This window comes from Weizmannia sp. FSL W8-1119 (assembly GCF_038008605.1).
GTDB lineage: Bacteria > Bacillota > Bacilli > Bacillales > Bacillaceae_C > Weizmannia > Weizmannia coagulans.
In genome coordinates, this window is sequence record NZ_JBBOZL010000001.1 from 1,202,573 (window position 1) to 1,219,953 (window position 17,381).

At 49.1% G+C, this 17,381-nt stretch carries 15 protein-coding genes; all 15 read left to right on the forward strand.

Annotated features, from left to right (window positions below):
• Positions 1-8 precede the first annotated feature (8 nt).
• The 15 genes from NSQ19_RS05745 (at position 9) to NSQ19_RS05815 (ending at position 17,323) form a co-directional block, all read left to right on the forward strand.
• On the forward strand, positions 9-437 hold the full coding sequence (locus tag NSQ19_RS05745) for a chemotaxis protein CheW (RefSeq protein ID WP_019721099.1): 429 nt from the start codon (positions 9-11) through the stop codon (positions 435-437).
• Positions 438-448: 11 nt separating this feature from the next.
• A complete protein-coding gene (locus tag NSQ19_RS05750; protein WP_029141566.1) occupies positions 449-1,087 on the forward strand; it encodes a chemotaxis protein CheC in 639 nt (212 codons plus the stop codon).
• Positions 1,080-1,580, forward strand: a complete 501-nt coding sequence (locus NSQ19_RS05755; RefSeq protein WP_029141565.1) for a chemotaxis protein CheD — start codon at positions 1,080-1,082, stop codon at positions 1,578-1,580. The genes NSQ19_RS05750 and NSQ19_RS05755 overlap by 8 nt, the downstream gene beginning before the upstream one ends.
• A 56-nt stretch (positions 1,581-1,636) precedes the next feature.
• Positions 1,637-2,410: a FliA/WhiG family RNA polymerase sigma factor gene (locus tag NSQ19_RS05760; protein ID WP_013859116.1), complete on the forward strand. Its 774-nt coding sequence runs from the start codon at positions 1,637-1,639 to the stop codon at positions 2,408-2,410.
• 9 nt (positions 2,411-2,419) lie between these two features.
• Positions 2,420-2,965: a hypothetical protein gene (locus tag NSQ19_RS05765; protein ID WP_029141564.1), complete on the forward strand. Its 546-nt coding sequence runs from the start codon at positions 2,420-2,422 to the stop codon at positions 2,963-2,965.
• A 144-nt stretch (positions 2,966-3,109) separates the two neighbouring features.
• Positions 3,110-3,865, forward strand: coding sequence for a 30S ribosomal protein S2 (rpsB, locus tag NSQ19_RS05770; protein ID WP_017554490.1), 756 nt, complete (start codon positions 3,110-3,112; stop codon positions 3,863-3,865).
• Between the two features lie 129 nt (positions 3,866-3,994).
• Positions 3,995-4,879 (forward strand): translation elongation factor Ts, encoded by an 885-nt coding sequence (tsf, locus tag NSQ19_RS05775; protein WP_029141562.1) that lies wholly within the window; start codon positions 3,995-3,997, stop codon positions 4,877-4,879.
• A 136-nt stretch (positions 4,880-5,015) separates the two neighbouring features.
• Positions 5,016-5,741, forward strand: coding sequence for a UMP kinase (gene pyrH, locus NSQ19_RS05780; protein WP_013859120.1), 726 nt, complete (start codon positions 5,016-5,018; stop codon positions 5,739-5,741).
• Positions 5,741-6,298: a ribosome recycling factor gene (frr, locus tag NSQ19_RS05785; protein ID WP_026104870.1), complete on the forward strand. Its 558-nt coding sequence runs from the start codon at positions 5,741-5,743 to the stop codon at positions 6,296-6,298. Before pyrH ends, frr begins: the two co-directional genes overlap by 1 nt.
• Before the next feature lie 366 nt (positions 6,299-6,664).
• A complete protein-coding gene (locus tag NSQ19_RS05790; protein ID WP_029141560.1) occupies positions 6,665-7,459 on the forward strand; it encodes an isoprenyl transferase in 795 nt (264 codons plus the stop codon).
• On the forward strand, positions 7,456-8,259 hold the full coding sequence (locus NSQ19_RS05795; RefSeq protein ID WP_029141559.1) for a phosphatidate cytidylyltransferase: 804 nt from the start codon (positions 7,456-7,458) through the stop codon (positions 8,257-8,259). Before NSQ19_RS05790 ends, NSQ19_RS05795 begins: the two co-directional genes overlap by 4 nt.
• An 18-nt stretch (positions 8,260-8,277) precedes the next feature.
• Positions 8,278-9,423 (forward strand): 1-deoxy-D-xylulose-5-phosphate reductoisomerase, encoded by a 1,146-nt coding sequence (locus tag NSQ19_RS05800; RefSeq protein WP_340702547.1) that lies wholly within the window; start codon positions 8,278-8,280, stop codon positions 9,421-9,423.
• Between the two features lie 64 nt (positions 9,424-9,487).
• The gene (gene rseP, locus NSQ19_RS05805) at positions 9,488-10,747 is read left to right on the forward strand and encodes an RIP metalloprotease RseP (RefSeq protein WP_013859125.1); all 1,260 of its coding nucleotides are present in this window, start codon (positions 9,488-9,490) and stop codon (positions 10,745-10,747) included.
• 345 nt (positions 10,748-11,092) lie between these two features.
• Positions 11,093-12,802 (forward strand): proline--tRNA ligase, encoded by a 1,710-nt coding sequence (locus NSQ19_RS05810; RefSeq protein ID WP_019721105.1) that lies wholly within the window; start codon positions 11,093-11,095, stop codon positions 12,800-12,802.
• Positions 12,803-12,994: 192 nt separating this feature from the next.
• Positions 12,995-17,323 carry a PolC-type DNA polymerase III gene (locus NSQ19_RS05815; protein ID WP_340702548.1) on the forward strand — a complete coding sequence of 1,443 codons (4,329 nt, stop codon included), beginning with the start codon at positions 12,995-12,997 and terminating at the stop codon, positions 17,321-17,323.
• The last annotated feature ends 58 nt before the right edge of the window (positions 17,324-17,381 follow it).

Consider the following 17,381-nt stretch of genomic DNA (forward strand, 5'->3'; position numbering starts at 1 on the left):
TGAGATCGTTGGAGAAAGTGATCGTATTTCAGTTAAATGATAAAGAGTATGCCCTGCCGGTTACGCAGGTTTTGGCCATTGAAAAGCTGCAGCATATTACAAGAGTGCCGCTTACCGCTCCTTTTATACTTGGCGTGATGAATTTGCGCGGTGTCATTATCCCGGTCATTGATCTGAAAAAACGGTTTGGCATGGAGGATGACACGGGCGCTGATACGGAGGAACGCAAGCTGATCATCGTCCGGTTTGGAGAGATTGAAACGGGCCTGCTTGTGGACGAGGCGACGGATGTCCTGGATATCGACGAAAAAAAAGTGGAACCCGAGCCGGAAGTGGTAAACGCGGGCAAAGAGGACTTTATTTCCGGTGTGGCGAATATAAACCAGAGGCTTTTGCTGCTGCTTGATTTAGAAAAAACTTTAACGCCATTACAATAGGGGTATTTTAAATGGATATTAAAAATAAAATCACAAATCTTCACCTTGATGTCTTAAAAGAAATCGGGAATATCGGAGCGGGGCATGCCGCAACGGCACTTTCCAAATTGCTGCATAAAAAAATCAAAATGACGGTTCCGGATGTCCATATTGCTTCTTTTGAAGAAATCATGGATCTGATCGGCGGTGCTGAGCTCGTTGTGGTGAGCGTGTTTTTACGGATTCAAGGCGATGCACCCGGCAATATTTTTTTCATCGTGCCGGTTGCCCAGGGCGAACGATTCATTAAAGAAATGATCGGAGATCCGTCGTTTTCTTTTGAAAAACCGCCTTATCCGGAGCTCGGGCTGTCGGCGATGCTGGAGCTGGGCAATATTTTGTCGGGGTCTTATTTAACGGCGCTTTCCAATTTTACGAAGCTGGATATGCTGCCTTCCGTCCCGGCGCTCAGCATTGATATGTTCGGATCCATTATCAGCTACGGTTTGATTGAACTGTCCCAGGTCAGCGATTATGCCATCGTGATTGATACGGTGCTGAGCGATGAGCAGGCGGAAAATTCCGATATGAAGGGGCATTTTTTCCTCTTTCCGGATCCGGATTCTTATGAAATCCTGTTCCGTGCGCTAAGGGTTGAATTAAATGGATAGCGAAATGAACATCGTCAAAGTGGGCATTGCGGAAATGAAGATTGTCACTTCTCCCGGCCTGATCAGGACCACCGGGCTTGGATCATGCGTTGGCGTCGTCCTGTACGATTTGCCGGCCAAAACAGCCGGGCTTGCCCATGTGATGCTGCCTTCATCCTTCATTGCGAAGAACGGGGAGCATATGAATAAAGCAAAATTTGCGGATACCGCCATTTTTGAGCTGATCGGCATCCTGAAAAGCGTAGGCTGCCACCAGAGCAGGCTGTTGGCAAAAATCGCCGGCGGAGCCGAAATGTTTTCTTTTTCTTCCATGAATGAAGCAATGCGGATTGGGCCGCGCAATGTCGAGGCTGTAAAACACGAACTGAAAAAGTACCGCATTCAATTGGTGGCCGAAGATACCGGGGGGAAAAGCGGCCGCACGATTGAATTTAACCCGGAAAATGCCGTGCTGACCGTGAGAACGGTCAACCAGGGATCTGTCGAAATATAATAGGGGCCGCCCCTTTGTTTTCGGGAAAAGGCAATGGCAACAAGGAGGGATGCGATATGGCGGAGGAGCCAATACAGGGTGAAGAGCAGAAAGACTGGGATTTGTGGCTTAAATCCCGTGATCCGGAAGCCGGGAATGCCCTTGTGAAAAGATATATGCCGCTTGTTTCTTTCCATGTCCAAAGAATTGCCGCCGGGCTTCCCCGCAACGTATCGAAAGAGGATTTAAAAAGCCTCGGCATGTTCGGGCTTTTGGATTCATTAAACAAATTTGATCCGTCCCGCGAACTGAGATTTGATACATATGCTTCTTTTCGGATCCGCGGCGCGATTTTGGACGGCCTGCGGAAAGAAGACTGGCTGTCAAGGGGCACGAGAGAAAAAGCGAAAAAAATTGAAAGTGCCATTGAAAAGCTGGAGCAGAAATACTTGCGCGCCGTTTCTCCGAAAGAAGTCGCTTTGGAGCTTGGCATGGAAGAAACGGAAGTCTGCACAACGATGAATGAACAGTTTTTTGCCAATGTCCTGTCAATAGAAGAAACGGGCACCGACAATGATGAACCGGAAGCGGCATCCCGGCTCGTGTCCGGGGAACGGAATAATGGCCAGCCAGAATCCGAACTGGAAAAGAAGGAAACCGTAAAGGAACTGGCAGAGGCCATCCGTGCCCTGTCGGAAAAAGAGCAGCTTGTGCTGGGCCTCTTTTATCAGGAAGAATGCACGCTGACAGAAATCGGCGAAGTGATGGGGCTTTCCACTTCCCGCATTTCCCAGATCCATTCGAAGGCCATTTATAAACTGCGGAATATTTTGGAAAAACGGTTGCTGTAATCAGAGGGGGTGAATCAAACGGTTATTTTTTTCCTCATTCTTTCTTTCCTATTTAATGCGCTCTCCATTTTTGCCATCATCCTGCTCTATTTACGGCAAAACCGCTTTGCTCGGGCAGAACAGAACGTCAATAAAATGGTAAAGGAAATCGAAGACATCTTTTCCGTATACCTGATGGAGCTAAAAGAAGAAAACGATGCTTTTATCAAAAAAATGAAAGCAGGCAGGATGAAGGAGACCGGGCCGGCGGAAAAAGCAGGGCCGGAAACGGAACAGCCGGCTCCAGAAACAAAAAAGCCGCCTGAAACAGGAGAAACAGCGGGACCGAAGCCGGACGCGCTCATCCGGACGTCCGCAAACCGGGCGTACCGGAATGCGGCCCGGCAAATTTCAGGGGAACAAAGCGAAGGGCAGCTTCAGGAAGAAAAAAGCCTTTTGCAAAAAGTGAATGATTTGCAACAAAACGGGTATACTGTTGATGAAATTGCCCAAAAATTAAATAAAGGCCGCACGGAAATCGAGCTGCTTCTAAAATTTCAGACAGGACGCGGATAATGCTTGATTCGCATTTTTTTTTATGTTATAGTAATCGTTGGTGTTATCACACACGCTTCATGATTTAAAGGACGGTGCTGCTTTTAAGCGGTCTCCTTTTGAAAAGGATTGGGGCGGAGGAAAAAAACCATAGGAGGAAATAAAATGTCAGTGATCTCAATGAAACAGCTGCTCGAAGCCGGTGTCCATTTCGGCCACCAGACGCGCCGCTGGAATCCGAAAATGAAAAAATACATTTTCACGGAGCGGAACGGCATCTATATTATTGACCTGCAAAAAACGGTCAAAAAAGTGGAAGAAGCTTACAACTTTGTAAAAGAACTTGCAGGAAACGGTGGAAATATTCTGTTCGTCGGCACGAAAAAACAGGCCCAGGAATCCGTTAAAGATGAAGCAGAACGTTCCGGCATGTTTTACGTGAACCACCGCTGGCTTGGCGGAACTTTAACCAACTTTGAAACGATCCAAAAACGGATTGACCGTTTGAAACAAATCGAAAAAATGGAAGAAGACGGCACGTTCGATGTCCTTCCGAAAAAAGAAGTCGTCCAGTTGAAAAAAGAACACGACCGTTTGGTGAAATTCCTTGGCGGCATTAAAGATATGCGGAACCTGCCGGATGCTTTGTTTGTGATCGACCCGCGCAAAGAACGCATCGCGGTGGCGGAAGCAAGAAAATTAAACATTCCGATTATCGGGATTGTGGATACAAACTGCGATCCGGATGAAATTGACTATGTCATTCCGGCAAACGATGATGCGATCCGTGCAGTCAAACTTTTGACCAGCAAAATGGCGGATGCCATTGTGGAAGCAAAACAGGGTGAAGAAGGCGCTGCTGAAGTTTCGGCTGAATCCGGCGAAGCAGCGGGCACGGAAGAAACGACTGTCGAAGCCTGATCCGTTTTCCGGCCGGGGTTTGACAGCACCGCACCTTACCAAAAATATCCCAATGAAAAAAGGTGATAAGAAGGTTTGTGCTTATCACCTTTTTTAGGGAGACGTACATAACCTGAAGGAGGAAATCCGATGGCAATTACAGCTCAAATGGTGAAAGAACTGCGTGAAAAAACCGGCGCAGGTATGATGGACTGCAAAAAAGCACTGACAGAAACGAACGGCGATATGGAAAAAGCAGTGGACTATCTTCGTGAAAAAGGGATTGCAAAAGCGGCGAAAAAGGCAGACCGCGTTGCTGCAGAAGGAACCACTTACGTATTAAGCGAAGGCAACCACGCCGTTATTCTCGAAGTCAATGCTGAAACAGACTTTGTTGCAAAAAATGCAGAATTCCAAAACCTTGTAAAAGAAATCGCTGAACATTTGCTCAAAAGCAAACCGGCCGATCTGGATACCGCTTTACAATCAACAATGGCAAACGGATCGACTGTCAATGATTTTATTACACAGGCGATTTCCAAAATCGGTGAAAAAATTTCGCTCCGCCGTTTTGCCCTGAAAACGAAAACAGATAACGGCGCATTCGGCGAATACCTTCACATGGGCGGCCGCATCGGCGTGCTCACCGTTCTTGAAGGCACAACCGATGCTTCTGTTGCAAAAGACGTAGCCCTTCACGTGGCAGCGATGAATCCGAAATACATCTCCCGCGACCAGGTTTCGGAAGCAGAAGTGTCCCATGAACGCGAAGTATTAAAACAACAGGCGCTGAACGAAGGCAAACCGGAAAAGATTGTGGAAAAAATGGTGGAAGGGCGCTTGAAGAAATACTTCGAGGAAATTTGTGTGGCAGACCAGGCGTTTGTCAAAAACCCGGATCAAACGGTTGGGCAGTTTGTCGCTTCCCATAACGCAAAAGTGGCAGATTTTGTCCGTTATGAAGTCGGCGAAGGCATTGAAAAACGCCAGGAAAACTTTGCTGAAGAAGTCATGAATCAAGTGAAGAAAAACTAGTTTTAAAAAGGGGAACACAGTGTGTTCCTCTTTTTAAAAGAAGGCAGGAGCAGGATTTTAACCTTGCAAAAAAATGCCCCGTTTACTGGCAAAGATGGACCGGGGAAATTTTACATAACCATATTGGAGGTTCAAAATGGACACCCCTAAATATAAACGTGTCGTATTGAAACTAAGTGGCGAGGCATTGGCCGGAGAGCAGGGCTTTGGGATCCATCCGACGGTCATCCAGTCCGTCGCACGGCAAGTAAAAGAAATTGTCGAGCTTGGCGTTGAAGTGGCGATTGTCGTCGGCGGCGGCAATATTTGGCGTGGCAAGATCGGCAGCCAGATGGGAATGGACAGGGCAACAGCCGATTATATGGGCATGCTCGCCACTGTCATGAATGCAATGGCCCTTCAGGACAGCCTGGAACAGAGCGGCGTGGAAACACGCGTGCAGACTTCCATTGATATGCGCCAGGTGGCAGAGCCTTATATCAGAAGGCGGGCCATCCGCCATCTGGAAAAAGGGCGTGTCGTTATTTTTGCCGCCGGCACCGGCAATCCGTTTTTCTCCACCGATACGACCGCCGCGCTGCGTGCAGCAGAAATTGAAGCCGATGTCATTTTGATGGCAAAAAATAATGTGGATGGTGTTTATTCTGCTGATCCGAAACTGGACAAAGACGCTGTTAAATATGAAGAGCTTTCATATCTGGATGTCATCAAAGATGGCCTCGCTGTCATGGACTCCACTGCGTCCTCTTTATGTATGGACAATGACATCCCGCTTATAGTATTCTCAATTATGGAGGAAGGAAACATCAAACGCGCCGTCTTGGGCGAAACCATTGGGACAATCGTTAGGGGGAAAATATGATGGCAAATCAGGTCATTGACACTGCAAAAGATAAAATGGCAAAAGCAATCCAAGCTTTTCAGCGCGAACTCGGCTCCATCCGGGCGGGGCGTGCAAACGCGGCCCTGCTCGATAAAATCACGATAGATTACTACGGCGCCAGGACACCTGTAAACCAGCTTGCGTCCATTTCCGTGCCGGAAGCGCGCCTTATGGTGATCCAGCCGTATGATAAAACGGTGCTGGGTGAAATTGAAAAGGCCATTTTAAAATCGGATCTCGGCCTTACGCCGAATAATGACGGATCCGTGATCCGCCTTTCCATCCCGCCTTTAACGGAAGAACGGAGAAAAGAACTGGTGAAGCTCATCAAAAAAGAAGCAGAAGAAGCAAAAGTTGCGATCCGCAATGTGCGCCGCGATGCCAATGATGAGCTGAAAAAGCAGGAAAAAAACGGCGAGATTACTGAAGACGAGCACCGCGGCTTTGCGGAAGACGTCCAGAAAATCACCGACCAGCACATCCAAAAAATCGATAAAATGACAAAAACAAAAGAGCAGGAAATCATGGAAGTCTGACTGCCGGACAAAAAACTTCCGTTGGCAAGCGGCCAATGGAAGTTTTTTTATGTTAACAGGAATGCGCGTTTTCACGGGAGCATGGAAAGTTCCGGCTCCAAAAGACCTTTGCCATACTGCCGGGAAAACGGGCTTCACACGCGCTTTAAAATGGGATACAAAGCCGGTTTTCCATACGCCACAAAACCAAATGGCCGGACCATTTAAAAACAGAACTACACAAACGCATCCATTTTCTCTATAATAGAGGTTGGCAAATGGAATATAAAGGCCATACCACTTTTGCCGGAAACGACTGAACACCGTATGGCCGCGGTACCGTGCATGGAGATGCAGGCGGATACCATTTGGAGGGCAAATGTGCATATGAATTTAAAAAGATGGAAATCTTTCGATAAAGAAGGCCGCGGCACGATCGCCCGCGGCGAAAAAGTGAAAGCTGCCGCCATCCCGGAACACGTCGCCATCATCATGGACGGCAACGGAAGATGGGCGAAAAAACGCCATTTGCCGCGGGTGGCCGGCCATCACGAAGGCATGAAAACCGTCCGGAAAATTACCCGTACCGCCAACCGGCTCGGGATCAAAGTATTGACGCTTTATGCTTTTTCAACAGAAAACTGGAAAAGGCCAAAATTGGAAGTGGAATACTTAATGAAGCTGCCGGAAGAATTTTTATCCACTTATCTTCCCGAGCTGAAAGCGGAAAATGTGAAAGTGCAGATGATGGGGTGCAAAGAAAAAATTCCGCCCCATACCCAAAGGGCCATCAATAAAGCGATCAGTGAAACGGCGCAAAACGACGGGCTGATTCTCAATTTTGCGTTGAATTACGGGAGCAGGGATGAAATTATGCGCGCCGTGAAAAATATTTTAATGGATGTAAAAAATGGTATAATGAATGAAAACGAGCTGACAGAGGAAGTGTTCCACCAGTACTTAATGACGCACGGCCTGCAGGACCCCGACCTTTTAATCCGGACGAGCGGGGAAATCCGGCTCAGCAATTTTATGTTATGGCAGCTGGCATATACGGAGTTTGTATTTACAGATGTGTTATGGCCGGATTTTGATGAGGAACATTTTTTAAGTGCAATTGAAGAGTATCAAAAACGTTCCCGAAGATACGGCGGTTTAAAAAGTGAGGAGAAGTCTGAATGAAACAAAGAATCATCACAGCCATCGTGGCAGCAGCTTTTTTTATTCCTTTTGTGATATACGGGAAATGGCCGTTTGTCCTGCTCGTGTATGCCATGGCGACCGTCGCGCTGTACGAGCTGTTGCGGATGGGAAAACAGCCATTGTTTTCCTTTGGCGGCATCCTTTCCGTCCTGCTGCTCTGGCTGATTTTATTTCCATCAAAGTATATGCATGTCATCGCACAAACAGGCTTTTCCAAGCTTGAATTGGTGTATATGATCGTGCTGCTTTTTCTCGCCTATATGGTGGTGACGAAAAACCGGTTTACATTTGAACAGGCGAGTTTCCACATTTTGTCCGCCATCTATGTTGGCATCGGTTTTTATTATTTTATTGAAACGAGAAATGCGCCGGATGTGGGCATTACCTATATTCTTTACGCCCTGTTTCTCATTTGGGCTACGGATTCCGGCGCTTATTTCATCGGGCGGGCTTTTGGAAAGCATAAGCTGTGGCCGGAGATCAGCCCGAATAAAACGGTTGAAGGCGCGCTTGGCGGCGTGCTGTGTGCTGCCGTTGTTGCTGTGCTGTTTTTTTTCTTCTCCAATATCGGCCTCGGGCTCTGGCGGCTCATGATGTCCACGGTCGTCCTCTCCGTTTTCGGCCAGATCGGGGATTTGGTGGAATCCGCCTATAAACGGCATTACGGGGTAAAAGATGCAGGAAAGATCCTGCCCGGTCACGGCGGCATCTTGGACCGCTTCGACAGTTTATTGTTTGTCCTCCCGCTTATCCATTTTTTAAAAATGATGGCGGGATAGAAAAAGAGGTGGAAAACATTGAAGCGAATCAGCCTGTTAGGGGCGACGGGCTCCATCGGCACGCAAACGCTGGATGTGATCCGGAACCATCCGGAAGTATTCCGGCTCGCTGCTTTTTCAGCAGGGAGAAATCTTAACTTAACGAGGAAAATCATTTCGGAGTTTCATCCGGCGCTTGTCTCTGTCGCTGACAAAGAGGACTGTGCCCGGCTGAAAACTGAATTCGGGGACAGCCCGGTTGTACTCTGCGGGGAAAAAGGGATGGTCGAAACGGCAGTATATGCCGAATCGGATATTTTGGTCAATGCGGTGCTTGGCAGTGTCGGGCTGTTGCCGACTTTGGAGGCGATCCGGGCGGGGAAAACCGTGGCAATCGCCAATAAAGAAACGCTCGTCACAGCTGGACATCTCGTTATGGATGCAGCAAAGCGCGCCGGCACTGCCATTCTTCCAATTGACAGTGAACATTCCGCCATTTTTCAATGTTTGCAAGGGGAAAACCGGAATGAAATCGAACGGCTCATCATTACCGCATCCGGCGGCAGCTTCCGTGATTATACAAGGGAGCAGCTTGAAACTGTCACTGTAAAAGATGCGCTGAACCATCCGAACTGGTCGATGGGTGCCAAGATCACGGTTGATTCGGCAACGATGATGAATAAAGGGCTCGAGGTCATTGAAGCACATTGGCTGTTCGGCCTTCCCTTTGAAAAAATTGATACGATCCTGCACCGCGAAAGCATCATCCACTCTCTCGTGGAATTCCGTGACGGCAGTGTGAAGGCGCAGCTTGGAATGCCCGATATGCGCATCCCGATCCAATATGCGCTCGGGTTTCCAAAAAGGCTGCCGCTTCCGGATGCAAAGCGGCTCCATTTGGCGGAAATCGGCCGGCTTCATTTTGAAAAAATGGATGAAGAACGATTTTACTGCCTGAAACTTGCCTATGAAGCCGGAAAAGCCGGCGGATCGATGCCGGCCGTGCTGAATGCGGCCAATGAAGCGGCGGTCCATGCCTTTTTGCAGGAAAAAATCGCGTTTTTGCAAATTGATCAGTTGATTGAAAAGGCGCTTGCAAGGCATAATGTAATTATACACCCTGATTTGGAAACGATCCGGGCCGTTGACCGTGAGACGCGGGACTATGTGGCCTCGCTCATGTAAGCGGGGGGCTTCCCCGGAGTTCCTGAAAAAGGCGGAGACTATTTTAAAGTAAGGTGGTATTCATTTGACGACAGTTATAGCCTTTATTTTGATTTTTGGTTCGCTAGTCATTTTCCATGAAGCCGGGCATTTCTTTGTTGCAAAAAAAGCCGGGATTTTATGCCGCGAATTTGCGATCGGATTCGGCCCGAAGATTCTTTCGTTTAAGAAAAACGAAACGCAGTATACCATCCGCCTGCTTCCGATCGGCGGATACGTGCGGATGGCGGGGGAAGACCCGGATATGCCGGAGTTGAAGCCAGGCCAGCGGGTTGGGCTGCTTTTCGATGAAAACGAAGCCGTTGAAAAAATCGTGGTGAACGGAAAAGACCGGTATACTGGATTGCGCATGATTGAAACGGAATCTGCAGATCTGGAACGTGCGCTTGTAATCAAAGGCTATGAAGAAGGCGATGATGAACACCTCCGGACGTTTAAAGTGAAAAGGGATGCCGTGCTTGTCGAAGACCGGATGGAAATGCAAATCGCGCCGTGGGACCGCCAGTTTGCCTCCAAATCGCTCGGGAAGCGGGCGCTCACGATTTTTGCCGGGCCACTCATGAATTTCGTCCTGGCAGCCGTTGTCTTTACCCTTATGGCGGTGGTGCAGGGGGTGCCGATGACCGATCCAGTGCTCGGAACCGTTGTAAAGGACAGTGCTGCGGCAAAGGCCGGGCTCCATAAAGGGGATACGGTGATCAGCATTGACGGTGCGGAAATCTCGACGTGGAATGACATTGTCGACGTCATCCAAAAACACCCTGATGAAAAAATCACGTTTACAGTGGAACGGAACGGCAAAACAATGGACATTCCGGTGACGCCAAAAAGCATTTCAGAGGACGGGAAAACATTCGGGAGAATCGGCGTGAACAGCCCGGTTGACCATTCCCCGCTGAAAGTTGCCACGTACGGCATTACACAGACATACGTCTGGACGGTGGAAATTTTTAAACTGCTTGGCCACCTGATCAGCGGCGGCTTTTCCATTGATATGCTGTCAGGCCCTGTCGGCATTTATAAATCAACAGAGACCGTCGCCAAGTCGGGCATCATCTATTTGTTTAAATGGGCAGGATTGTTGAGCATCAACATCGGGATTATGAACCTGCTCCCGCTGCCGGCTTTGGACGGAGGCAGGCTGCTGTTTTTCGGAATCGAAGCATTGCGGGGCAAACCGATTGACCGGCAAAAAGAAGGCATCGTCCATTTTATCGGTTTTGCGCTCCTGATGCTGTTGATGATCATTGTCACCTGGAATGATATCCAAAGATTTTTCTTGTAAAGCTTCCGGTTTGCAGGGGGTTCCGGCGGGCCCTGTTGCAAAAGGGCCTGCTTCCTCCGTAAATTTGTTTGCTTTACGGATGTGGTTATAAAATGGACTTGAATTGCTGGTCCACCATCAGCCCGGTTTGGCCCGCCCGTTTTCACAAGCAGCGCCAAATCTTCGTTCAATTTGTAGCGGCTGGATTACTTTTAAAATCTGCATTTTTACGCACCCTGGCCTGGCTTTTCATTTACAATCTCTCATCATCCAACCCCGGGCCTGGTTTGCTGAATCGGGGAATAGAAACAAATAAACGTTACAAACTCAACTGATCTATAATAAAAGAATACGGGAGTGCGATGTATGAAACAGAGCAAATTGTTTATTCCGACATTGCGGGACGTACCGGCCGAAGCCGAGGTGAAAAGCCATCAGCTGCTGCTCCGTGCCGGGTACATACGGCAAATTGCAAGCGGCGTTTATACGTATTTGCCGCTCGCGAAAAAAGTCTTACATAAAATTGAAGCGATTATCCGTGAAGAATTGGAAGCCATCGGTTCCATGGAATTGCTGATGCCGTCCCTCCAGCCGGCGGAATTGTGGCAGGAATCGGGGCGCTGGTATTCTTACGGACCGGATCTGATGCGCCTTAGGGACCGGCATGAACGAGACTTTGCGCTCGGGCCGACGCATGAAGAAGTGATCACAAGTTTAATCCGGAACGAAGTAAAATCGTATAAACGCCTGCCGCTTTCTTTATACCAAATCCAAACGAAATTCCGGGATGAAAAGCGCCCGCGTTTCGGCTTGCTGCGCGGGCGGGAATTCATCATGAAAGACGCGTATTCTTTCCACGCCAATCAAGAGAGCCTCGATGAGACGTATAAGGATATGTACCGGGCCTATACCAATATTTTCTCGCGGTGCAAACTGGATTTTCGTGCCGTATTGGCGGACTCGGGCGCGATCGGCGGGAAAGATACGCAGGAGTTCATGGTGCTGTCTGAAATCGGGGAAGACACCATTGCGTATTCCGATTCATCCGATTATGCGGCGAATATTGAAATGGCGGAAGTGAAGACCGTTTACACAAAGCCGGATGAAGCGGAAAAACCGCTCGAAAAAATTCCGACCCCTGGACAAAGAACGATCGCGCAAATTGCGGACTTCCTGCAGGCAGATCCTGAAAAATGCCTGAAAACCCTCGTGCTGAAAGCGGACGACGAATATGTAATCGTGCTGGTCAGGGGCGATCATGACGTAAATGAAGTCAAGGTCAAACACCTTCTCGGTTCTGAAACGATTGAAATGGCAGATCCGGAAGCCATCAAGTCGATCATGGGGGCGGATCCCGGTTCGCTCGGCCCTGTCGGCGCGCCGGAGAAGATCCGGATTTTGGCCGATAACGCCGTCCGTTATGTGGTAAACGGCATTTGCGGCGCCAATGAGAATGACTTCCACTATGTGAATGCGAATCCGGGGAGGGATTACCGCGTCGATTTATACGGGGATCTCCGCAATATTCAGGAAGGCGACCCGTCCCCGGACGGAAAGGGAACGATCCGGTTTGCGCGCGGCATAGAAGTCGGGCATATTTTCAAACTCGGCACAAAATACAGCGAGGCAATGCACGCCGCCTTTTTAGACGAAAACGGCAGGGAACAGGTCATGCTGATGGGCTGTTACGGGATCGGCGTCTCCCGCACTTTAACGGCAGTGTGCGAACAGCATAACGATGATAAAGGGCTCGTTTGGCCTGTCAATCTGGCGCCGTTTGACGTGCATCTCGTGCCGGTAAATATGAAGGATGCCCAACAAGCCGCCCTTGCAGAAACGCTCCATGCGGAACTTGAAAAACGGTTTACCGTCTTGATGGATGACAGAAACGAGCGCCCGGGTGTGAAATTTGCAGATTCCGACCTGATTGGCCTGCCTGTCCGGGTAACCGTCGGGAAAAAAGCGGCTGAGGCAATCGTCGAAGTGAAAATCAGAAAAACCGGGGAAGTGCTCGAAGTGAAAAAAGAGGATTTGGCTGAAACACTTTCCAATATTTTAGCAGAACTTGCTTCATGACAGGGGCATCGGCTGACCGGCCGGTGCTTCTCTTCTTTTCCTGCAAAAAAGAGGCAGAAAATGTTTTATTTGGAAAATCCCGGCACTCGAACCTTTCAATACTACCGGGAAAAATCCCGGAAAGATTGCATTCAGGACGCTTGTTTTTTAAGATAAAGATAGATTGAATGAAAAAGGATGGGAGAGGACAAGATGATTGAAAATCCCGCCGGAAAGAAAGAAAGGTTCCAGATTTTGCTCCGGCAGCTGGAACTGCTGGATGACAGGTTTTACGAGCATTTTAAATATGGGGAAATTGAAAAACTTGTTGTGGAACGCCAGTCAAGGCGATGGCATTTTTATTTTTTGCTCGAAAAAATTCTTCCTTTTGAGGTATATCTGACATTTACAACCCGTTTGCGCCAGGCTTTTCAGCATATTGCCGACGTCCGTTTTTCAATCCGGGCGAAAGACCCTTCTTTTGGGCCGGCACTGATTGCCGATTACTGGAAAACTTGCCTTGGAGAACTGGAAGGCATGTCGCCGATGCTTTTGTCCCTGCTTGCGGATCAGGTTCCGTCACTTTCCGGCAATAAGCTGGTGGTAACCGGCCGCAATGAACCGGAAGCAGCAGCATTAAAACAAAAATACGGGGAATGGATTATCCGTTTTTACGAACGGGCCGGTTTTCCGAAATTGATGTTTGACACGGAAATTTCGACGGCGCCTGAAGCAAGCGAAGCATACGCCAAATTTATGGAAGAAAAGAAAAAAGAAGATGAAGAACGGGCAAAACAGGCCGTTCTCGAAATGCAGAAGCACGTGAATGAGCAACAGGGCGGGGAAGAAACGCACGATGCAGGACCGCTTATGATCGGGCTGAGAATTCCGCCCGATGATGATATCCGCCGCCTTTCCGAGATTGTCGATGAAGAACGGCGGATTACGGTGGAAGGCTATGTGTTTGATGTCGAAACGAAAGAACTGCGCAGCGGGCGGACGCTTTTGACGTTAAAAATCACCGATTATACAAGCTCCATTCTCGTGAAGATGTTTTCGCGGGATAAGGAAGATGCCGCACAATTTGCCCGCGTGAAAAAAGGGATGTGGCTCCGTGCGCGCGGCAGCATCCAGAATGATACGTTTGTCCGTGATCTGGTCATGATCGCTAACGATCTTTCTGAAGTGGCCCCGCGCGTCCGGAAAGACCATGCGCCGGAAAATGAGAAGCGGGTCGAACTCCATCTCCATACGCCGATGAGCCAGATGGATGCGGTCACTTCTGCGTCTGCCCTTGTCGCCCAGGCGAAAAAATGGGGCCATCCGGCGATTGCGATTACAGACCACTCCGTTGCGCAAAGTTTTCCGGAAGCATACAGCGCCGGCAAAAAGAATGGCATAAAAGTTATCTTCGGTGTTGAAGCCAATCTTGTCGACGACGGGGTGCCGATTGCCTATAATGATGCGCACGTCCATCTTGATGAAGCGACTTATGTCGTCTTTGACGTCGAAACAACGGGATTATCTGCTGTTTATGATACGATCATCGAAATCGCCGCGGTTAAAATCCGGGACGGCGAAGTGGTCGATACGTTTGAACGGTTTGCCAATCCCGGGCGCCCGCTGTCCAATACGATTATTGAGCTGACCCATATTACCGACGATATGTTGAAAGATGCGCCGGACATTTCCGAAGTGTTGAAAGAATACAATGAATGGATTGGCGACGCGGTGCTTGTTGCCCACAATGCTTCGTTCGACACCGGGTTTTTAAATGTCGGCCTGAAAAAAGCCGGGCTGCCGAAATCCAATAATCCCGTCATTGATACGCTTGAACTCGGGCGGTTTTTATATCCGGATTTCAAAAACTACCGGCTGAACACGCTCGCGAAAAAGTTCAATGTGGAACTGACCCAGCACCACCGCGCGATCTATGACACGGAAGCAACAGGACATATCTTTTTAAAAATGCTGAATGACGCCCGCAACCGGGGGATCACATACCATGACGAACTGAACCAGTATATGGGCGAAGGCGGCGCGTACAAGCGGGCACGCCCGTCGCACTGTACGTTGCTTGTCCGGACGCAGGAAGGCCTGAAAAATTTATTTAAACTGATTTCCCTGTCCCATATCGATTACTTTTACCGTGTGCCGCGCATTCCGCGTTCCGAGCTGCAAAAGTACCGGGAAGGCATTCTCGTCGGGTCCGGCTGTGACAAAGGCGAAGTATTTGAAGGCATGATGCAGAAAGATCCGGCGGAAGTAGAGGAGATGGCCCGCTTTTATGATTACCTTGAAGTTCATCCGAAAGAAGTGTACGCCCCGCTGATCGACCAGGAACTGGTAAGGGACGAAAAGGCGCTTGAAGAAATCATTACGAAAATCGTCCGGCTCGGGGAAAAATTGAATCTGCCGGTTGTCGCAACAGGCAATGTCCATTATTTAAACCCCGAAGACAAAATTTACCGGAAAATCCTGATCAGCTCCCAGGGCGGCGCCAATCCGCTGAATCGGCACCGGCTGCCTGACGTGCATTTCCGCACAACGGATGAAATGCTTGCATGCTTCTCGTTTTTAGGCGACGAAAAGGCAAAAGAAATTGTGGTTGAAAACACAAATAAAATTGCCGGCTTAATCGAGGACGTCAAGCCGGTAAAAGACGAGCTGTACACGCCGAAAATTGAAGGGGCGGAAGAAGAAATCCGCGAGCAAAGCTATAAGCGCGCGAAGATGATTTACGGGGACCCGCTTCCCGAAATTGTCGAAGCACGGCTTGAAAAAGAGCTGAAAAGCATTATCGGCCACGGATTTGCGGTCATTTATCTGATTGCCCATAAACTTGTCAAGAAATCATTGAATGACGGTTACCTTGTCGGTTCGCGGGGGTCTGTCGGTTCTTCGCTTGTCGCAACGATGACGGAAATCACCGAAGTCAACCCGCTCCCGCCGCATTATGTGTGCCCGAACTGCAAGCATTCCGAGTTTTTCAATGACGGTTCGGTCGGTTCCGGTTTTGACCTGCCGGATAAAAACTGCCCGGAATGCGGGGCAAAATACAAAAAGGACGGCCATGATATTCCGTTTGAAACGTTCCTTGGATTTAAAGGGGACAAGGTGCCGGATATTGACCTGAACTTCTCCGGCGATTACCAGCCGCGCGCCCACGCCTATACAAAAGTGCTGTTCGGCGAAGAGTATGTATACCGCGCCGGCACGATTGGCACAGTTGCGGAAAAAACGGCTTACGGCTATGTAAAAGGGTATGCCCAGGACCACAATTTGACATTCCGGAGCGCGGAAATTGACCGGCTTGTCCAGGGCTGCACCGGGGTAAAACGGACGACCGGCCAGCATCCGGGCGGCATTATTGTCGTGCCGGATTATATGGATATATACGATTTTACGCCGATCCAGTATCCGGCGGACGATCACAATTCGGAATGGCGGACAACGCATTTTGATTTCCACTCGATCCACGATAATATTTTGAAGCTTGATATACTCGGGCACGATGATCCGACCGTCATCCGCATGCTCCAGGACTTAAGCGGGATTGACCCGAAAACGATCCCGACCGATGACCCGGAAGTGATGAAAATTTTCAGCGGGCCGGAACCGCTCGGGGTTACGGAAGAGCAAATTATGTGCAAAACCGGTACGCTTGGCATCCCGGAATTTGGCACAAAGTTTGTGCGCCAGATGCTGGAAGATACAAAACCGACGACTTTTGCGGAACTGGTTCAGATTTCAGGGCTTTCGCACGGGACGGACGTATGGCTCGGCAACGCCCAGGAACTGATCCAAAACGGCACCTGCACCCTGCCTGAAGTGATCGGCTGCCGCGACGATATTATGGTTTATTTAATCTATCAGGGCTTAGAGCCGTCCCTTGCTTTTAAAATTATGGAATCGGTACGGAAGGGGAAAGGGCTCACGCCTGAAATGGAAGAGGAAATGATCAAGCAAAACGTGCCGAAATGGTATATTGAATCGTGCAAAAAGATTAAATACATGTTCCCGAAAGCCCACGCCACCGCCTATGTGCTGATGGCGATAAGGATCGCTTACTTCAAGGTGTACCATCCGCTGATCTACTATGCGACGTATTTTACGGTGCGAGCGGAGGATTTCGATCTGGATGTAATGATCCACGGCTCGAATTCCATCAAGGCAAAAATCAGTGAAATTAATGCAAAAGGGATGGACGCATCGGCGAAAGAGAAAAGTTTGCTGACCGTGCTGGAACTGGCGCTTGAAATGACGGCGCGCGGCTTCCGCTTCCAGCCGATTGATTTGTACCGGTCGGAAGCAGACAAGTTTGTCATTGACGGCGATTCGCTCATCCCGCCGTTTAATGCGATTCCGGGGCTTGGCACAAACGCTGCGGTCAATATCGTCAAAGCGCGCGAAGAAGGCGAATTCCTTTCAAAAGAAGACTTGCAGCGCCGCGGAAAAGTATCCAAAACGATTATGGAATACCTTGACGGGCACGGCTGCCTCGAGTCGCTGCCGGAGCAGAACCAGCTGTCGCTTTTCTAAATACGGGTTAAAGCCCGCTGTTTGCTTTTTTTTGCCTGTTATGGTATAGTTTTTTATG

Coding starts and splice junctions, on each gene's coding strand:
- frr (WP_026104870.1), top strand. CDS start 5,741: ATGGCAAATCAGGTCATTGACACTGCAAAAGATAAAATGGCAAAAGCA.
- NSQ19_RS05750 (WP_029141566.1), top strand. CDS start 449: ATGGATATTAAAAATAAAATCACAAATCTTCACCTTGATGTCTTAAAA.
- tsf (WP_029141562.1), top strand. CDS start 3,995: ATGGCAATTACAGCTCAAATGGTGAAAGAACTGCGTGAAAAAACCGGC.
- rpsB (WP_017554490.1), top strand. CDS start 3,110: ATGTCAGTGATCTCAATGAAACAGCTGCTCGAAGCCGGTGTCCATTTC.
- NSQ19_RS05755 (WP_029141565.1), top strand. CDS start 1,080: ATGGATAGCGAAATGAACATCGTCAAAGTGGGCATTGCGGAAATGAAG.
- pyrH (WP_013859120.1), top strand. CDS start 5,016: ATGGACACCCCTAAATATAAACGTGTCGTATTGAAACTAAGTGGCGAG.
- NSQ19_RS05810 (WP_019721105.1), top strand. CDS start 11,093: ATGAAACAGAGCAAATTGTTTATTCCGACATTGCGGGACGTACCGGCC.
- NSQ19_RS05815 (WP_340702548.1), top strand. CDS start 12,995: ATGATTGAAAATCCCGCCGGAAAGAAAGAAAGGTTCCAGATTTTGCTC.
- NSQ19_RS05790 (WP_029141560.1), top strand. CDS start 6,665: ATGAATTTAAAAAGATGGAAATCTTTCGATAAAGAAGGCCGCGGCACG.
- NSQ19_RS05760 (WP_013859116.1), top strand. CDS start 1,637: ATGGCGGAGGAGCCAATACAGGGTGAAGAGCAGAAAGACTGGGATTTG.
- NSQ19_RS05795 (WP_029141559.1), top strand. CDS start 7,456: ATGAAACAAAGAATCATCACAGCCATCGTGGCAGCAGCTTTTTTTATT.